Below are 15,084 nucleotides of genomic sequence, written 5' to 3'. Positions count from 1 at the left end.
TTCACCGCCGTTGCTGAATTCGCTTGCGAGCAAGCTTCCCACAGCGGCTCGATCCCACTCGCTCCACAAACAAAACGCGGCCCGAGGAAACACCATGGGCCGCGTTTTTGGCTGTTACTTATTCACTATTAACTTTTCTCTGCTTTTTTCAGCTACTTTTCACCTGTCCCCGGCTGCGCAGCCACATCAGCACCGCCAGCACGATGGCCGCCGCCTGGGCCAGTGCCCCCTGGACGGTGGGGAAGAAGCCCAGCCATTCAATGGTGGGCAGCGGCAGGTAGCGGGCATTGAGGATGCCGGCTTCCTGCAGCGCGGCCACGCCCTTGCCGAGCAGGATCACCGACAGCACCAGCAGGATCAGACTGGTGGCCTTGAAGAACAGCCCCAGCGGCAGCTTCATGCCGATGCGGAAGATCAACACACAGACCACGGCCAGGGCCACCACGGCGGCACCAAAACCATAGAACAGGTAGGACTGGGTCGCCGCGGTCACCTGGGTCCACAGCGCCTGGTAGAACAGGATGGTTTCGAACATCTCTCGGTACACCGAGATGAACGATACCACCGCCAGGGCCCATACCGTGCCGCCATCCAGGGCGCTGTCCACCTTGTTCTTGATGTAGCCCAGCCACTTCTGGCTCTGGCTGTGGTTGTGCATCCAGAATCCGACGTAGAACAGAATCACGGCGGCGGCGAGTCCGGCCACGCCTTCGGTGATTTCCCGGGTGGCGCCGCTCAGGTTGATCAGCGTGGACGCCAGGTACCAGGTGGCGACACCGGCCGCCAGCGCCAGAATCCAGCCGTAATGAATGTAGCGGGTGGCGGTCTTGGCGTCGGCCTTGCGGGTGAAGGTCAGCAAAGCGGCGATGATCAGCAGCGCCTCCAGACCTTCCCGGAACAGGATGAAGAAACTGGCGGAGAAGGTAGCGGCGGCGCTCAGACCATCGCCGCTGAGAATGTCTTCCGCCTCCTGCAGCCCGGCACGGGCCTGGGCCACCCGGTCGCTGACTTCCGCTTGCGGCATGCCCCGCTCGATGCCTTCGCGCACGGCCATGAAGCGGCGTTCGATACCGCGCATGACGGCCGGGTCCACGGCGGAGAGCTGCTGCTCGATCATTTCGAAGCCGTCCAGGTAAGCGGACAACGCGGCGGCGCGGGCAGCGCCGGTATCGCCAGCGGCATAGGCCTGCTCGGCTTCCGACAATTTACCGTCGCTGATCTCGATGAAGCGGTTCTGGCTGAACAGCGCCTGGGGCTCGGTACGCAGGTAGCCGGCGGCGTCATAGGCCTGGTCACCCAGCTGATTGCGCACGTCTTCCGGCGCCTTGGCGATCACCGCGTCCAGGGTCAGCGCGGTTTTCAGTTCCCGCTCATTGTTGATCGCGGTCTTGCCGCTGGCGGCCATCTCCGGGGTCACCGCCATGCTGCCGACATAGAAGGCCAGCGCCCAACGGTCGGCTTCACTCAGGGTCTCTTCATAGGCGGCCATGCCGGTGCCTTCCACACCGCCGGTGATGGTGGTGTACAGCCCCAGCAGAGAACGGCCTTCATAGCGGGCCAGTTCATGGAAATCGGTGGGCGCCGGCTCCAGCGCGGCACCGGCGGGGCCATCACCACGCCCTTCCTGGCCGTGACACAGGGCACAGGTGCTTTGATAAACTTCCGCGGCCCGCGCCATATCCGGCGCCGCCTTGGGCATCACCGGGATGCCGTAGACGTCCACCAGAGTACCGCGTATGGACTGGGCCAGGGCTTTCACATCGGCCTCCGGCGCCTTGTCCGCCACCGCCTGTTGCAGTGCGGCGGCCTGCTCCAGCAGAGTGTCCCGGCCTTCCACATCGTCCAGCTGACCGATCCCTTCATGCAGCAGACGGGAGAACTCTTCCATCTCCACGTATTCTTCGTCGCTGACGATGGTGCCGTCCTGCACGGCATTGATGTAATCGGCGCCAACGTATTCCACCAATTGCACCAAAGCGGTCTGGGAGGCGGCCTGAGCCAGGGATGACAGCAAAAACAGTACAACGAAAGCGCCCAGCCAGCGCTGAAGGGTTCTGGTCATGAGATAAGGAGCCCGAAAGAAAGCAGAATTATTCTCATTTATGGTCGCGCTCCGATGCGCAAAAGTCAAAGTGTTCTTCTCGGGTTTGCGATCTTTACTTTGGCAGGGCCTGTTCACCCTAGCCCACGGTGAAGGCCAGGATCTTGCTGATGTGCGCCTGGGGCCGGCCGGATTCCTTTTGCCACTGATTGAACGCGGCCTGGGCGGCGGCCTGATCGCGCTGGCTGACCGGCGGCTTGTCGATGATGCGATGGGACTTGAGCACGGCGATGACATCGTTGGTGGGGTACCAGGTGTCGCGGCCGACCATGCGCAGAAAAGCGGCGCCGGAATTGCCGCCGAGTTGCTTACCGCGCTTCTTCAACAACTGCCACATGCCGACGGTGTCCTCCTCGGGCCAGCCGGCCAGCCAGCGCCCCACTCCGCCGTATTCCTTGCGCAGATCCAACACCAATTGCGCGTTGTGGCGAATCGCCTTCATCTTGCCCCAGTGCCGGATCAGACGGGTGTCCTGCATGCGTTCTTCCAGCATGGTATCGGGCATCAGCACCAGTTTTTCCGGGTCAAAGCCAAAGAACGCCTGCTCGAAAACCGGCCATTTGGCGTCCACCAGACTGTGGGTAAGACCGGCCCGGAATACGCGGCGGGTCATGGCGGAGAAGTAAAAGGCATCGTCCGGTTTACGCAATTGCGCCGGGGTTTTCACTTCCGGCAGCGCCGCCTCCACCGCTTTGAGACCGCCCTTTCGGTTGACCGCCAGGGTCATCAGCTCCTCGAACTTGATCATGGTATTGCTTCTCCTTTATTCAGGCCTTATTCGCTGCCAAGCGGAGCGCCGCCCGGACATCTTCCCACAGCGGCTCCGTATCTCCCCTGGCTCCGTATCTCTCCTTGTGGGAAGCTGCCTTGGCAGCGAATAAGCGGGCCGCCCCTTCATATACAGCATTTCCGCGCCCATGTAGAATCGGTTTCCATTCTTCTGTTTCGCGGATCAGGGCGAGAAATCTCCATGAGCGGTTATCCTTTCAGGATCGGTAAGTCGGACAAACTCAAAGGTGTTTGCTATGACATTCGCGGTCCGGTGCTGCGTGAGGCGCATCGGCTCGAGGATGAAGGCCACCGGGTGATCAAACTGAATATCGGTAACCCCGCGCCGTTCAGTTTCGAGGCACCGGAAGAACTGCTCCAGGATGTGATCCATAATCTGCCCGACGCCACCGGTTATTGCCACTCCAAGGGCCTGTTCCCGGCCCGCAAGGCGGTGATGCAGTACAGCCAGACCAAAGGCATTCAGGATGTCTCGGTGGACGACATCATTATCGGTAACGGGGTCTCCGAGCTGATCGTGATGGCCATGCAGGCCCTGCTCAATAACGGCGACGAGGTGCTGCTGCCGGCGCCGGACTATCCGCTGTGGACCGCCGCGGTGCGGCTCTCCGGCGGCAACCCGGTGCATTACCTGTGCGACGAAAAGCAGGACTGGCACCCGGCCCTGGACGATCTGCGCTCAAAAATCACCGACCGCACCCGTGCCCTGGTGATCATCAATCCGAACAACCCCACCGGCGCCAACTATGACCGCGCGCTGCTGGAGGACATGCTGCGGATCGCCCGCGAACACAACCTGATCGTGTTCGCCGACGAGATCTACGACAAGATTCTCTACGATGAAGAGAAACACACCTCCATCGCGTCCCTGGCGGACGACCTGCTGTTCATTACCTTCAATGGCCTGTCCAAGAACTACCGGGCCGCCGGCTTCCGCTCCGGCTGGATGATCATCTCCGGCGCCAAGCATCTGGCGGAAAGTTACATCGAGGGTCTTGAGATGCTGGCCAGCATGCGCCTGTGCGCCAATGTGCCCAGCCAGAACGCGATCCAGGCGGCGCTGGGCGGCTACCAGAGCATCGACGATCTGGTGGCACCGGGCGGGCGGCTGTGCCGGCAGCGGGATATTGCCTGGGAAATGCTCAGCGCCATCCCCGGGGTCAGTTGTGTCAAGCCCAAGTCCGCGCTGTATCTGTTCCCGCGGCTGGATCCGAAGGTGTTCCCGTTCCAGGATGACGAGGCCTTTGCCCTGGACCTGCTGCGCGAGGAACACGTGCTGATCGTTCAGGGCACCGCCTTCAATTGGCCGGACCCGGACCACTTCCGGGTGGTCTTTCTGCCACGGGTGGACGACCTGGAAGACTCCATCGGCCGCATCGCCCGCTATCTGGACCGGATTCGCAAGAAGTAGGCTCTTTCGCTGGCGAGCCAGCTTCCCACAGAGGGGACGAAGCCGCTGTGGGAAGCTGGCTCGCCAGCGAATTCGGCCCCGCCAGCCGCTCACTCCACCGCCGGCCGCCGATAACGATAGTGCAGCGCCTTCAATGCCGGCTCCGCGACCTCATCGAAGCCCGGCGCTCCCGGTAGCACCGCCTCCAGAACGGCGCCCGGCAACCGCTCCGCCACCCGCGCCTCAATCCAGTCCCGTCCCAACCAGGGCGCGTTCAGGCACACCAGCAATTCCGCCTCCGGCGCCAACAGCTTGGACAGCCGTTCCAGCACCTTGGGGTAGTCCTTCTCCACCATGAAACTGCCGCGCTGGGCGCTGGGCGGGTCCACCACGATCAGGTCATAGCGGCCCAGGCTGTGCAGCTTCTTCCAGCTGCGGAAGATATTGTGCGGCAGATAGTGCGCCCGGGCATCGGCGAGGCCATTGGCGACCTGGTTCTCCCGCCCCAGGGCCAGCGCCGGTGCGGACAGATCGATGTTCACCACCGATTCGGCGCCACCGGCCAGCGCCGCCACCGAGAAGGCACAGGTAAAGCTGAACAGGTTCAGCACTTTCTTGCCCGCCGCCCGTTCCCGCAGCCAGCTCCGCCCGGGCGCCATATCGGCGAAGAACCCCAGATTCTGGCCCCGCTCAAAGTCCAGCCGGTAACGTAATCCCTGTTCATGGGCCCAGTGCGGCTCCGGTACGGTGCCGACGATCACCCGGGTCAGCGCTGGCCGGCGGTGGCGATGCTGAAACACCAGGGTGTCACAGCCCAGTGCCGGCAACGCCGCCCGCAGCCGCTGCTCCAGAGCCTCCAGGGTGGCGGCATCGTAGTCATCGAACAGAGTCGCCATCAGCACCGGAGGAAAGCGATCGACGGTCAGCCCCTCCCAGCCGGGCAGGGTTTTCCCCCGCCCATGAAAAAGACGGTGGCGGGGGTCTCCGGGGGGAACCAAATAGGGATCGAGTGGGTCAATGGAAAAGGAATGGGTCATAGCCTGGGCATTCGCAGTCACGCCGGGAAAAGCGGGAGTATTCCGCTGCCGGACCTTGAAGGCAACCGCTCCGCCCCCATTTTCCATTGAAGTTTGCTCGATGTGGGGGCCCTCCACGTCGGGTAAGCTGGTGTCCGGGCATCGGACCCATCAGGGCTAACAACATCAGTCAGTGGAGAAACATACCGATGATGCGCATTGCGCTTTTCCTGCTCACTAACCTGGCGGTGATCGTGGTCGCCAGCATTACTTTGAGCCTGTTGGGAGTGAATTCCTACCTGGCCCAAAGTGGTACCGGGTTGGATTTGACTAACTTGCTGATTTTCAGTGCCGTCTTTGGTTTCGCCGGCTCGCTGGTTTCCCTGCTTATTTCCAAGCCGATGGCGAAATGGTCCGCCAAGGTTCAGGTGATCGAACAGCCCAGCAACGAAGCCGAGCGCTGGCTGCTGGCCACCGTCGAGGAACTGTCCCGGAAAGCGGGCATCAAAATGCCGGAAGTCGGAATCTTCCCGGCTCAGCAATCCAACGCCTTCGCCACCGGCTGGAACAAGAACGCCGCTCTGGTGGCGGTTTCCCAGGGTCTGCTGCAACGCTTCCGCCCCGAGGAAGCCCGCGCCGTGCTGGCCCATGAAATTGGCCACGTGGCCAATGGCGACATGATCACCCTCAGCCTGATCCAGGGCGTGGTCAACACCTTCGTCATCTTCGCCGCCCGGGTGGTGGGTTATGTGATCGACAGCTTCCTGCGCCGCGACGGCCAGGGCGGCCTGGGCTTCGGCTATTACATCGTGGTGTTCGTCGCGGAGATCATCTTCGGTATCGCCGCCAGCGTCATTGTCATGTGGTTCTCCCGCTTCCGCGAATACCGCGCCGACGCCTCCGGCGCCCAGTTGGCGGACCGCCGCGACATGATCGCCGCGCTGCAACGGCTGAAAGCGGAATCGGAAGTGCCCAACCAGATGCCCGACAGCCTGGTGGCGTTCGGCATTAACAGCGGCGTGCGCCGTGGGCTTTCCGCCTTGTTCCGCTCGCACCCGCCACTGGACGACCGGATCCAGGCGCTGAGCGACAAGCGCTACGGTTAAGGCCACCTACCCCACAGAGAAGACTACGGAGTCTCCGTGGGAGCTTGCCTGCAAGCGAATATTCCCAAACGCCAAGGCCAATTCGCCAGCAGGGCTAGCTCCCACAGCGGCTTCGTAGCGCCCTCCGGGTTCCTGTTCCAGGGCCAACCCGCCCCTCCTTTTCCACTTCCCCGCCTGCCCCGCTCCGTGTAGGGTGAGCTTATATAACTACTAACATGCCCAGGCACCCCGGCCTTGCGCCCAGGGTGACCGCTGGCCGCTGTCTTTGAGTCGACATTCATTGGAACCCGGTTTTCGTCTGATACCCCGGGATCACCCGGATCGGGCCCTGCGCCTGCGCCGCCTGTTGATGGCGGTGTATTCCTATCTGCTGATGTGGGGCGGACTGGTGATCGGCACCAGGCTGGGCGCCGTGGCCCCGGACCTGCCCCATTGGCCATTGCTGTTGGTGCTTCTGGCGATCAACGCGGTGTTTTTCGTGATGATCCGCAGCGGGTACAGCGAGCGCTTCAAGGACCCCAGTCTGACCGTGGCGCAAATGCTGGTGGGCATCGCCGTGATCACCCTGATTCTGCACTATGCGCGGGAGCTGCGCGGCGCCCTGTTGTGCCTGTACCTGATGCTGATGACCTTCGGAGTGTTCTCGATTCACCGGCGCCGACAAATCGCCATGGCGTTGGTGGCGCAAAGCGCCTTCACCTTGCTGCTGATCTACGAATGGCTGAACGAACCGGCTCAACCGCGTTTCACCCTGATGTTCAGCCACTGGGGCATTCTGGCGCTCACCCTGACCTGGTTCGTTTCCATGGGCAGCCATATTCAGAGCTTGCAACAGCGCTTCCGGGCCCAGCGCGAGTCGCTGCTGCAAGCCCATGACCGACTGGCCCGTATCGCCGTGCGCGACGAACTCACCGGTCTGTACAACCGCCGCCACTTTCTCGAACGGTTTGATGAGGAACTGAGCCGAATCAGCCGGGAACCGGCACCGCTGTATCTGGCACTGGTGGACCTGGATCACTTCAAACCGGTTAACGATACCTACGGCCATCAGGCCGGCGACGCGGTGCTGCAGCGCTTCGCCAACATCGCCAGCCACTGCCTGCGGCGCACCGATGTGCTGGCCCGCTATGGCGGCGAGGAATTTGCCATCCTGTTTCCGCGCAGCCACCACCAAGCCAGCCTGGCGGCCATCACCCGTCTACGCGAACGGTTCGCGGAAGCGCGCTACGCTTTTGCTCCGGACCTGCGGGTAACTCTGTCTTGCGGTCTGGCCGCCTATCAGCCCGGGGACACCGCCCGCACCCTGCTGGAACGCGCCGACCAGGCCCTGTACCGGGCGAAGTCCGAAGGCCGTAACCGGGTCAGCGGGTAGGCATGCCGCATCGTTATTCGCTGCCAAGGCAGCTTCCCACATTATTGGTGACGCTCCTGTGGGAAGCTTGCTTGCAAGCGAATAATACCCCTCAGCGGCGCTTCCATCCTCCACGCAAACCGGTATCCTTGCCCGCATAGGGAGGAATCTATGAGCGATGTCACCAACCCGAGCCTCAAGCAGGTCATCGAAGGGCATTTCGCCGGCGAAGGCGAGGACGCCCCTACCTGGGTGGAAATTCACGGTCTGACCTGCGCCCTGGCGGTGGGTCCTTATGGGGGGCCGGAGGATTTCGTCACGGCCCTGGAGAGCGAGCTGCCGGAGCCGGTTCTGGATGCTCTGGTGTCACTGCGCGGGCGCCTGCTGACCGGCCTGTACAACGGCGAACGCACCACTCTGCCCTGCCTGCTGGACCCGTACCGGGAAGAGGATGGCAACGACCTGGCCAGTTGGTGCGCGGGTTTTCTCGCCGGCGTGTTCTTGCGGGAGGAAGACTGGTATCAGGATCACGAAGACACCATGGCCAACTGGCTACTGCCAGTGGTTCTGATCTCCGGCGTGGACGAGGACCCCTCCCTGGACGAGCTGTGGGAAAATTCCGCCGTGGTCCGGCAAATGGCCACCGGCCTGCCGGATCTGCTGGAAGAACTGGTGCTGCACTTTCATGGAACAGATGGAAAAGATAGTTGACAGCGGAAAGACAAAAACAGGTGACTTTGAATTGCTGTGGGAAGCTGGCTTGCAAGCGAATGATATCGCTCAGGCGTTTGGCAATATTCGCTTGCAAGCAAGCTTCCCACAGCGGCTAAAGATCATCTCTTTTTTTCGCTGTTAACTATTCACCGTTCCCTATTAATTATTCATTGAATTCCGGTGTTTTCTCTTCCGCTCTTTCCCCGCCGATCCGATAACAATCGTCCAGCGCCAGCAGGTAGTATTCCAGTCCACGGCGGGCGGCGGTAAAGGCGCGGCGGCGGGATTCCGGTTCCATCGCCACCCGTTTGATCAGTTCCATGGCTTCATGGGGATGGGCGTCGTCATAGCTGGCATGGGCGCGCAACCACGCCATGGTGTGCCGGTTGATCTCCGCCACCCCCTGCTCCGCGTAGCGGGTCATGCCAGTCACCACGCGCTGGCTCCATTCGCCGGTGGCCCACTCGATGGCCAGGTTGGTGGCGGCAATGCTTTCTTCCAGCGTACCGCGCTCGCCAACGGACCACAGGTAATGGTTCACCGCGTCCATGGCGGCGGGCGGCACGGTGTTCTCCAGGATCGATTGATCGATGCCGAAGCCGGCGGCCCAGTCCTGATACCAATAGGCGTGCCGCTGTTCCACCTTGATGTTGCCGATCAGCCAGTTCTTGCTTTCTTCATGACCGGGGAAAATGCCCGGCCGGGTTTTGGCCAATGCCAGGCCCATGTACTTGGGGAAATTTTCCACCAAGGGGTAGAAGTGCAGCAGCGCGTCGCGAAACCGCTCCGGCGTCAAAGTTCCCTCCCCCATTTCCACGAACAACGGATGCTCAGCCACCCGGTCCTTGTACGGCACCAGCGCCTCCCAAAAGCGTTGTGCCCAGGGTTCGTGATCGGTCAGTTGCAGAGCTTCCTTATAACGCGCGACGGACATAGTCTCCCCTTTTTGATCGTTCCCGTGATCATCAAGGGATAAAGCCTACTGCGCTCTTGGTGGTTGTGCCAGTGGACGCCAGGGCCGCATGGCCGGATTCCGGAATCATGAATTCGCGCTGCATTCGCTGGCAAGCCAGCTTCCCACGGAAGGGACACGAAGCCGCTGTGGGAAGCTGGCTTGCCAGCGAATCGGCGTCCAGGCTCACTACCTCACAAGAGTCAACGACATGCCCTCAGCAACCGCCGCCGTTGCCGGCGCAAAGTTCGCAACGCGGCGATGGAAGGCGCCGAGTCCTGCTGATAGGCCATCCGTTCGAAGGTCTCCCGCCAGGCCAGGGCCGCCGCTTCCGCCGCCGGCCAGCGGCGCTCGAGCCGCTCGCACAGTTGGGCCGCGGACAAACGTTCCGCTCCCCGCACGCCACGCTTGCTCAGCCCGCGAGCCAGCCGCCGGTATTCACGGGTCAGCGGCGTGGCGGAGCGGGGGCCGCGCCCCCGGAACATGATCAGCGCCGTGGCCAGCACCAGCAGTGCCGCCAGGGTCAGCAATAGCAACGCGAGCCGCCAGGGCGTCACCGCGCCAAGCCAACGGGACAGCCATTGATTCTGACGCTCCAGGTCATAGCCCAGCACCCAGCTCTGCCAGCGGAATTCAAGCAGGTCCGCCCATTGCCGCAATTGAAACAACACCGGCAAACGTCCGATGCCATCACCGGGAATACGCGCGGCGCCGGCCTGGCTGAGCGAGCCCCGCAAGCCCAGTTCCACCCGTTCCGGCGCCACCGCCGCGGTCGGATCCACTTCCACCCAGCCGCGTCCGGGCAGCCACACCTCCGCCCAGGCGTGGGCATCGTACTGACGAATCAGCAGGTGCCGCCCCATGGGGTTGGCTTCGCCGCCCTGATAACCTCCCACCACACGGGCGGGAATGCCGGCGGCGCGCATCAGCACCACGAAACTGCTGGCGTAATGCTCGCAAAACCCCCGACGGGTATTGAACAGAAAACCATCCACCACATCCGGGCCGACGGCGGGCGGGCTGAGGGTGTAATGAAACGGCTCGTTGCGAAACCAGCTCAAGGCGGCGCTCACCAGGGCACTATCGTGCTGATATTGCCGACGCCATTGGCCGGCCAGTTCGCGGGCGCGCGGGAAACCCTGTTCCGGCAAACTCAACATCAACGCACGCTGATCCGGCGCCAGCGGTTCGGTCAGTGGTACCCCCGTATAGCTACGTACCCGATAGCGGAAGTTACCCGTGACCGGCTCGGTGGCCACCAGGTGCCGGTCACGGGCCAGAACCAGACCATCGAACTCCGGCACCGGAGTATTGAGCGCGTACAGCCAGCGCCGCTGGCTCGGCGCCATGATCACCTGGTAGCCCCAGTAAGGGCGATCGGCGGCCCGCTCCAGCAGATCCCGGTACCACAACGGCGGTTCTCCCCGGCCACTGTAGAAGGTCAGTTCGTCGCCCCAATCGTCCGGCCGAGCCTGGCTCCAGGTACGGCCATCAAACCAGCTGTAAGTGAGGCCACGCCAATAGCGTTGCCGGTATGGCGGTATCTCGCCATCGAACTGCACACGAAAGGCGATGGCGCTGGACTCGGCCAGATTACTGACCTGCCCCGGCGCCATCGTGTCGCTCATGCCGGTGCGCGCCTGTCCCTGATCGGTATGCACGTTCCATAACGGTGGCAGCCTCGGCACCAGCACGAACAGTACCACCGCCAACGGCGCTGCCTGCAACAATAGCACCGCCGCCTTGCCCAGATGCTGACGTGCGCGCGCCTGGGAATCGTTGTAGTGGATCCCCACCAGACTGGCGGTAAGGAGCAACAGACACAGACAGACGTAAAGAAAAACGAAGAACCCCTGCTGGAAAAGCAGGATGGTGGCGCAGACGAAATAGCCGATGATGATCAACACATAGGCGTCGCGACGCCCCACCAGCTCCAGATACTTCAGCGCGAACAAACTGGTGATCAAAGCGGTGCCCGCTTCCGGTCCGATCAAGCGACCGAAACTCAGATGAATGCCGCCCACCGTGCCGAGCAACAGCAACAGCCGTATCCACCGGCCCGGCAGCGGCGCCCGCTGACGATCCATCAGCGCCCGCCACAACAGGATCACCGCCAACAACAGCACCTGCCAGAGCGGTCCACGCAGCAATTGCGGCAAGGAAATGGCGAGAATGGCGGCGGTCAGCCAGGGCCGGGCATGGCTGGGCACCTGATACAGGCGGGCCATCAGCGCGGCCCTCCTTCGCTGCCGTGCAGTGCCAGCAAATCCAGAGCCCGCAGCCGATGTTCATCACCACCGCCCGGCGCCAGCATCACGCCGGGCAGACGCAAACCAAAGGGTTGGCCGGCCTCGCTCAACAGCAACACCCAATGGCATAGCAACGCCAGGCGCTGCTCCTCGGGCAGGCCTTCCAGGCGCTCGTAGCCGAGCCACAGCCGTTCGCCCTCCTCGGCATCAAACAGCTTGGTGTTCATGCCGCGTCCACGTGCGTAACCTTTCCAGTCCACCTGGCGCAGCGAATCCCCCAGCACGTAGGCACGCAACCCCTGGAAAGCTTCGCTGCCATGGCGGCCGACACCACCGGTACCACCGCTACCCTCCCAGGGAGAAGCGGCCTCCTCCCGGGGTCTGGGCCAAGCCAGACAATGGTGCTCCAGCTCCACCAACGACCAGGCCCGCAACAGGCCCAACGGATAACGGCTTTCCACCCGCAACCGGTGCGACCAGACCGGACCACGGCGGGGCAGCGCCAGATTCAACCAAACGGTTTTCTCTTCTCCGGTTTCCAGGCTGACTTCCTGGGCATCCTGCCCCGGCCAGCTCAGCCATACACTGCGGTGCGGCTGTCCCTGGGACGCCAGCACCACCGCCAGACCACCGTGCCCGCCGACAAAGCCATTACGGGCGGCGCCAGCGCGCAGGGTCAAACCAGAAAGATTGCGGAAAGTATGCAGGATGCCCATCACGAATAACGACACCATCAGGAAGCACAGTGCCAGAATCAGGTTGTTCTCGTAATTGACACCGCCGAGAAACAACAGCAGCGCCACCACCAGATACAGCACACCGTAACCGCTGGGCAGGATGAAGATACGGCGCTGGTTCAGTTGCACCTGATGGTCACGGGGCAGACGTCGGGCCAACCAGTGTTGCCAGGCGCGTTTTAGCATGGCCGCCCTCCTTCGCTCGACGCCGGTCAGCGCACCACCGGCACGGTCTGCAACAGGGACTGGGTCATCGCCGCCACGTTGCCGCCTTCACGGGGTTGCAGCCGGTGTTCCGCCACCGCCGCCCAGACCGACTGCACATCTTCCGGCAGCACATAGTCACGGCCATGCAGCAACGCCCAGGCACGGGCGGCGCGCAGCAACCCCAAACCGGCACGGGGTGAAAGACCGGCGACAAACCGGCTGTCGGCGCGGGTGGCCTCCAGCAAGCGTTGCACGTAGTCGATCAGCTCCCGGGTGGCGCGCAACTGATCGACGAAGCGGCAGAGTTTGCGCAGCCCCGACGGCTCGATCACCGACTCCAGTTGCCTTACCCGATCACGCTGGTCGCCGCCGGCGAGCAAATCCCGCTCCACTTCCGGTGACGGATAGCCCAGCGAAATGCGCATCAAAAAGCGGTCCAGTTGGGATTCCGGCAGGACGAAGGTGCCGGCCTGGGTCACCGGGTTCTGCGTGGCCACGACAAAGAAGGGGTCAGGCAGCGGCCGGGTCAGACCATCGAGCGATACCTGCTGCTCTTCCATGGCCTCCAGCAACGCCCCCTGGGTTTTGGGCGTGGCACGGTTGATCTCGTCGGCCAGCAGCAGTTGTGTGAATACCGGCCCTTCCCGGAGGCTGAATTCACGGCTGTCCGGGTCGAATACGGACACCCCGAGAATGTCCGCCGGCAGCATGTCACTAGTGAACTGAACCCGCCGGTAATCCAGCCGGAAGACCCGCGCCAGGGCCTGAGCCAGCGTGGTCTTGCCCATGCCGGGCAGGTCTTCGATCAACAGATGGCCGCCGGCAAGCATGCAGGCCAGGGCCAGTTTGATTTGTTCCGGTTTCCCCAATACCACCCGGCCCACCTGGGCCAGGGCTTTTTCCAGTGCCTGCATGGGTACGGCCTTGTGGTTGTTTCTTAAAATGGCGCTCCCCCCAAATCAGGAGCACCTTAAAATACCGGGAGCGGTCCACGGACCATTGCTGTCCCACAAATTTTGATGGTTCTGAGGTTTGACCGAGGAATCCATGGCCGTGGCCAGTCTATTGGTCTAGGAGATATGAAATCGCGCTGTATTCGCTGCCAAGTCAGCTTCCCACAGGGGCTCCGTAGCGTCGTCTGTGGGAAGCTGCCTTGGCAGCGAATCAGCGTGCAGGCGTGCCAGCGTGTTGCGTGTAAGCCGCCTGTTCCACATCTGTGGGACACCAGTGGTCCACGGACCACGATGGCTTTCTTCTAGAACCCAAGCATTTTCAGCCCCAAGGACAGATCCGCTTTCAGGTCCGCCACATCCTCCAAGCCTACCGCAATACGGATCAGGTTTTCCGTGATGCCGGCCCGTTGTTTGTCTTCTTCCGCCACCCGCCCGTGGGTGGTGCTGCCCGGATGGGTGATGGTGGATTTGGTATCGCCGAGGTTGGCGGTGATCGAGATCAGCCGGGTGCCGTCGATGAAACGCCAGGCGGCCTGGCGGTCCCGGTTGCCGTCGCTGTCTTCCACTTCAATCGCCAGTACCGCGCCAAAGCCGCTCTGCTGACGCGCCGCCAGTTCATGCTGCGGGTGGGATTTGAGTCCGGCGTAGTGCACGCGCGCGATGCCCGGCTGCTGTTCCAGCCATTCGGCCAGCTCCAGCGTATTGCGGGAATGGGCCTGCATGCGGATGCCCAGGGTCTCCAACCCCTTGAGAAATACCCAGGCGTTGAACGGGCTCATGCTCGGTCCGGCGGAGCGGACGAAGCCATGAACCTGATCCACCAGATCAGCAGGGCCCACCACGGCGCCACCCAGGCAGCGCCCCTGGCCGTCCAGATACTTGGTGGCACTGTGGATCACCAGATCCGCGCCGAGCGCCAGTGGCTTTTGCAAGGCCGGCGTGCAGAAACAGTTATCGACGATAAGAATGGCGCCGTTGTCGTGGGCCAATTTGGCCAGGGCCGGAATATCACCGACTTCGGAAAGCGGGTTGGACGGCGTCTCCAGGAACAGCACCTTGGTTTCCGGGCGGATCGCGGCACGCCATTGCTCCAGGTCCGCCAGGTCCACCATGGTGGTCTCGACCTGGAATTTCTTCAGGTAGCGGTCGAACACCACATTGGTGGTGCCGAACACACTGCGGGAGCTGACGATGTGATCGCCCGGGGCCAGCAGCGCGAAGAAAGTGCTGCTGATGGCGGCCATGCCGGAAGCCAGGGCCACGCCCTTCTCCGCTCCTTCCATGGCGGCCAGGCGCTGTTCGAACGCCGCCACGGTGGGATTGGTGAAGCGGGAGTAAACGTTGCCCGGCTCCTCGCCGGAGAACCGCGCCGCCGCCTGGGCGGCGCTGTCATAGACGAAGCTGGAGGTAAGAAACAGCGGCTCCGAATGCGACATCTGATCGGTACGTAACTGCGCCCAGCGAATCGCCAGTGTATCGGTATGCAGTTCGTTTGGATCAGAAAAGTCGCTCATGATGT

General features: G+C 62.6%; 13 protein-coding genes. 5 read left to right on the top strand and 8 right to left on the bottom strand.

The window, feature by feature from the left end; all coding sequences use genetic code 11:
* Nucleotides 1-148: 148 nt before the first annotated feature.
* Nucleotides 149-2,062, bottom strand: a complete 1,914-nt coding sequence (locus A6D6_RS18085) for a cytochrome c/FTR1 family iron permease (RefSeq protein ID WP_133493061.1) — start codon at nt 2,060-2,062, stop codon at nt 149-151.
* A 118-nt stretch (nt 2,063-2,180) separates the two neighbouring features.
* Complete coding sequence (locus A6D6_RS18080; RefSeq protein ID WP_159661477.1) at nt 2,181-2,849, bottom strand: DNA-3-methyladenine glycosylase I; 669 nt, start codon at nt 2,847-2,849, stop codon at nt 2,181-2,183.
* Between the two features lie 222 nt (nt 2,850-3,071).
* Between A6D6_RS18080 and A6D6_RS18075 the strand changes: the two genes are divergently transcribed.
* A complete protein-coding gene (locus tag A6D6_RS18075) occupies nt 3,072-4,301 on the top strand; it encodes a pyridoxal phosphate-dependent aminotransferase (protein ID WP_133493059.1) in 1,230 nt (409 codons plus the stop codon).
* 89 nt (nt 4,302-4,390) lie between these two features.
* Here the strand turns inward: A6D6_RS18075 and A6D6_RS18070 are convergent, their stop codons facing one another.
* A complete protein-coding gene (locus A6D6_RS18070) occupies nt 4,391-5,317 on the bottom strand; it encodes a class I SAM-dependent methyltransferase (protein WP_133493058.1) in 927 nt (308 codons plus the stop codon).
* A 188-nt stretch (nt 5,318-5,505) separates the two neighbouring features.
* On the opposite strand from A6D6_RS18070, the gene htpX reads away from it, so the two are divergent.
* The 4 genes from htpX (at nt 5,506) to A6D6_RS18050 (ending at nt 8,609) form a co-directional block, all read left to right on the top strand.
* Entirely contained in the window at nt 5,506-6,402 is an 897-nt protein-coding gene (gene htpX, locus A6D6_RS18065; RefSeq protein WP_133493057.1) for a protease HtpX, read from the top strand.
* A 280-nt stretch (nt 6,403-6,682) separates the two neighbouring features.
* Nucleotides 6,683-7,774 (top strand): GGDEF domain-containing protein, encoded by a 1,092-nt coding sequence (locus A6D6_RS18060; RefSeq protein WP_236564156.1) that lies wholly within the window; start codon nt 6,683-6,685, stop codon nt 7,772-7,774.
* 150 nt (nt 7,775-7,924) lie between these two features.
* Complete coding sequence (locus A6D6_RS18055) at nt 7,925-8,464, top strand: YecA/YgfB family protein (RefSeq protein WP_133493056.1); 540 nt, start codon at nt 7,925-7,927, stop codon at nt 8,462-8,464.
* Nucleotides 8,439-8,609 carry a hypothetical protein gene (locus A6D6_RS18050; RefSeq protein WP_159661476.1) on the top strand — a complete coding sequence of 57 codons (171 nt, stop codon included), beginning with the start codon at nt 8,439-8,441 and terminating at the stop codon, nt 8,607-8,609. The genes A6D6_RS18055 and A6D6_RS18050 overlap by 26 nt, the downstream gene beginning before the upstream one ends.
* A gap of 21 nt (nt 8,610-8,630) precedes the next feature.
* On the opposite strand, the gene A6D6_RS18045 is transcribed toward A6D6_RS18050, so the two are convergent.
* The 5 genes from A6D6_RS18045 to A6D6_RS18025 form a co-directional block, all read right to left on the bottom strand.
* Nucleotides 8,631-9,401: an iron-containing redox enzyme family protein gene (locus A6D6_RS18045; RefSeq protein ID WP_159661475.1), complete on the bottom strand. Its 771-nt coding sequence runs from the start codon at nt 9,399-9,401 to the stop codon at nt 8,631-8,633.
* 221 nt (nt 9,402-9,622) lie between these two features.
* Nucleotides 9,623-11,647: a transglutaminase TgpA family protein gene (locus A6D6_RS18040; protein WP_133493054.1), complete on the bottom strand. Its 2,025-nt coding sequence runs from the start codon at nt 11,645-11,647 to the stop codon at nt 9,623-9,625.
* Nucleotides 11,647-12,591: a DUF58 domain-containing protein gene (locus A6D6_RS18035; protein WP_159661474.1), complete on the bottom strand. Its 945-nt coding sequence runs from the start codon at nt 12,589-12,591 to the stop codon at nt 11,647-11,649. The genes A6D6_RS18040 and A6D6_RS18035 overlap by 1 nt, the downstream gene beginning before the upstream one ends.
* 26 nt (nt 12,592-12,617) lie before the next feature.
* Nucleotides 12,618-13,526, bottom strand: coding sequence for an AAA family ATPase (locus A6D6_RS18030; RefSeq protein ID WP_159661473.1), 909 nt, complete (start codon nt 13,524-13,526; stop codon nt 12,618-12,620).
* 341 nt (nt 13,527-13,867) lie between these two features.
* Nucleotides 13,868-15,079, bottom strand: a complete 1,212-nt coding sequence (locus A6D6_RS18025) for an O-succinylhomoserine sulfhydrylase (RefSeq protein ID WP_159661472.1) — start codon at nt 15,077-15,079, stop codon at nt 13,868-13,870.
* Nucleotides 15,080-15,084: the final 5 nt, after the last annotated feature.

Source organism: Alcanivorax xiamenensis (genome assembly GCF_009846745.1).
GTDB lineage: Bacteria > Pseudomonadota > Gammaproteobacteria > Pseudomonadales > Alcanivoracaceae > Alloalcanivorax > Alloalcanivorax xiamenensis.
The sequence above is the reverse complement of the archived record's forward strand: the minus strand, read 5'-3'. Positions and strand labels throughout refer to the sequence as shown.

What these genes read in the sequence shown, in the direction of transcription:
- A6D6_RS18085 (WP_133493061.1), bottom strand. Translation starts at nt 2,062, where the DNA reads ATGACCAGAACCCTTCAGCGCTGGCTGGGCGCTTTCGTTGTACTGTTT.
- A6D6_RS18080 (WP_159661477.1), bottom strand. Translation starts at nt 2,849, where the DNA reads ATGATCAAGTTCGAGGAGCTGATGACCCTGGCGGTCAACCGAAAGGGC.
- A6D6_RS18075 (WP_133493059.1), top strand. Translation starts at nt 3,072, where the DNA reads ATGAGCGGTTATCCTTTCAGGATCGGTAAGTCGGACAAACTCAAAGGT.
- A6D6_RS18070 (WP_133493058.1), bottom strand. Translation starts at nt 5,317, where the DNA reads ATGACCCATTCCTTTTCCATTGACCCACTCGATCCCTATTTGGTTCCC.
- htpX (WP_133493057.1), top strand. Translation starts at nt 5,506, where the DNA reads ATGATGCGCATTGCGCTTTTCCTGCTCACTAACCTGGCGGTGATCGTG.
- A6D6_RS18055 (WP_133493056.1), top strand. Translation starts at nt 7,925, where the DNA reads ATGAGCGATGTCACCAACCCGAGCCTCAAGCAGGTCATCGAAGGGCAT.
- A6D6_RS18050 (WP_159661476.1), top strand. Translation starts at nt 8,439, where the DNA reads ATGGAACAGATGGAAAAGATAGTTGACAGCGGAAAGACAAAAACAGGT.
- A6D6_RS18045 (WP_159661475.1), bottom strand. Translation starts at nt 9,401, where the DNA reads ATGTCCGTCGCGCGTTATAAGGAAGCTCTGCAACTGACCGATCACGAA.
- A6D6_RS18040 (WP_133493054.1), bottom strand. Translation starts at nt 11,647, where the DNA reads ATGGCCCGCCTGTATCAGGTGCCCAGCCATGCCCGGCCCTGGCTGACC.
- A6D6_RS18035 (WP_159661474.1), bottom strand. Translation starts at nt 12,591, where the DNA reads ATGCTAAAACGCGCCTGGCAACACTGGTTGGCCCGACGTCTGCCCCGT.
- A6D6_RS18030 (WP_159661473.1), bottom strand. Translation starts at nt 13,526, where the DNA reads ATGCAGGCACTGGAAAAAGCCCTGGCCCAGGTGGGCCGGGTGGTATTG.
- A6D6_RS18025 (WP_159661472.1), bottom strand. Translation starts at nt 15,079, where the DNA reads ATGAGCGACTTTTCTGATCCAAACGAACTGCATACCGATACACTGGCG.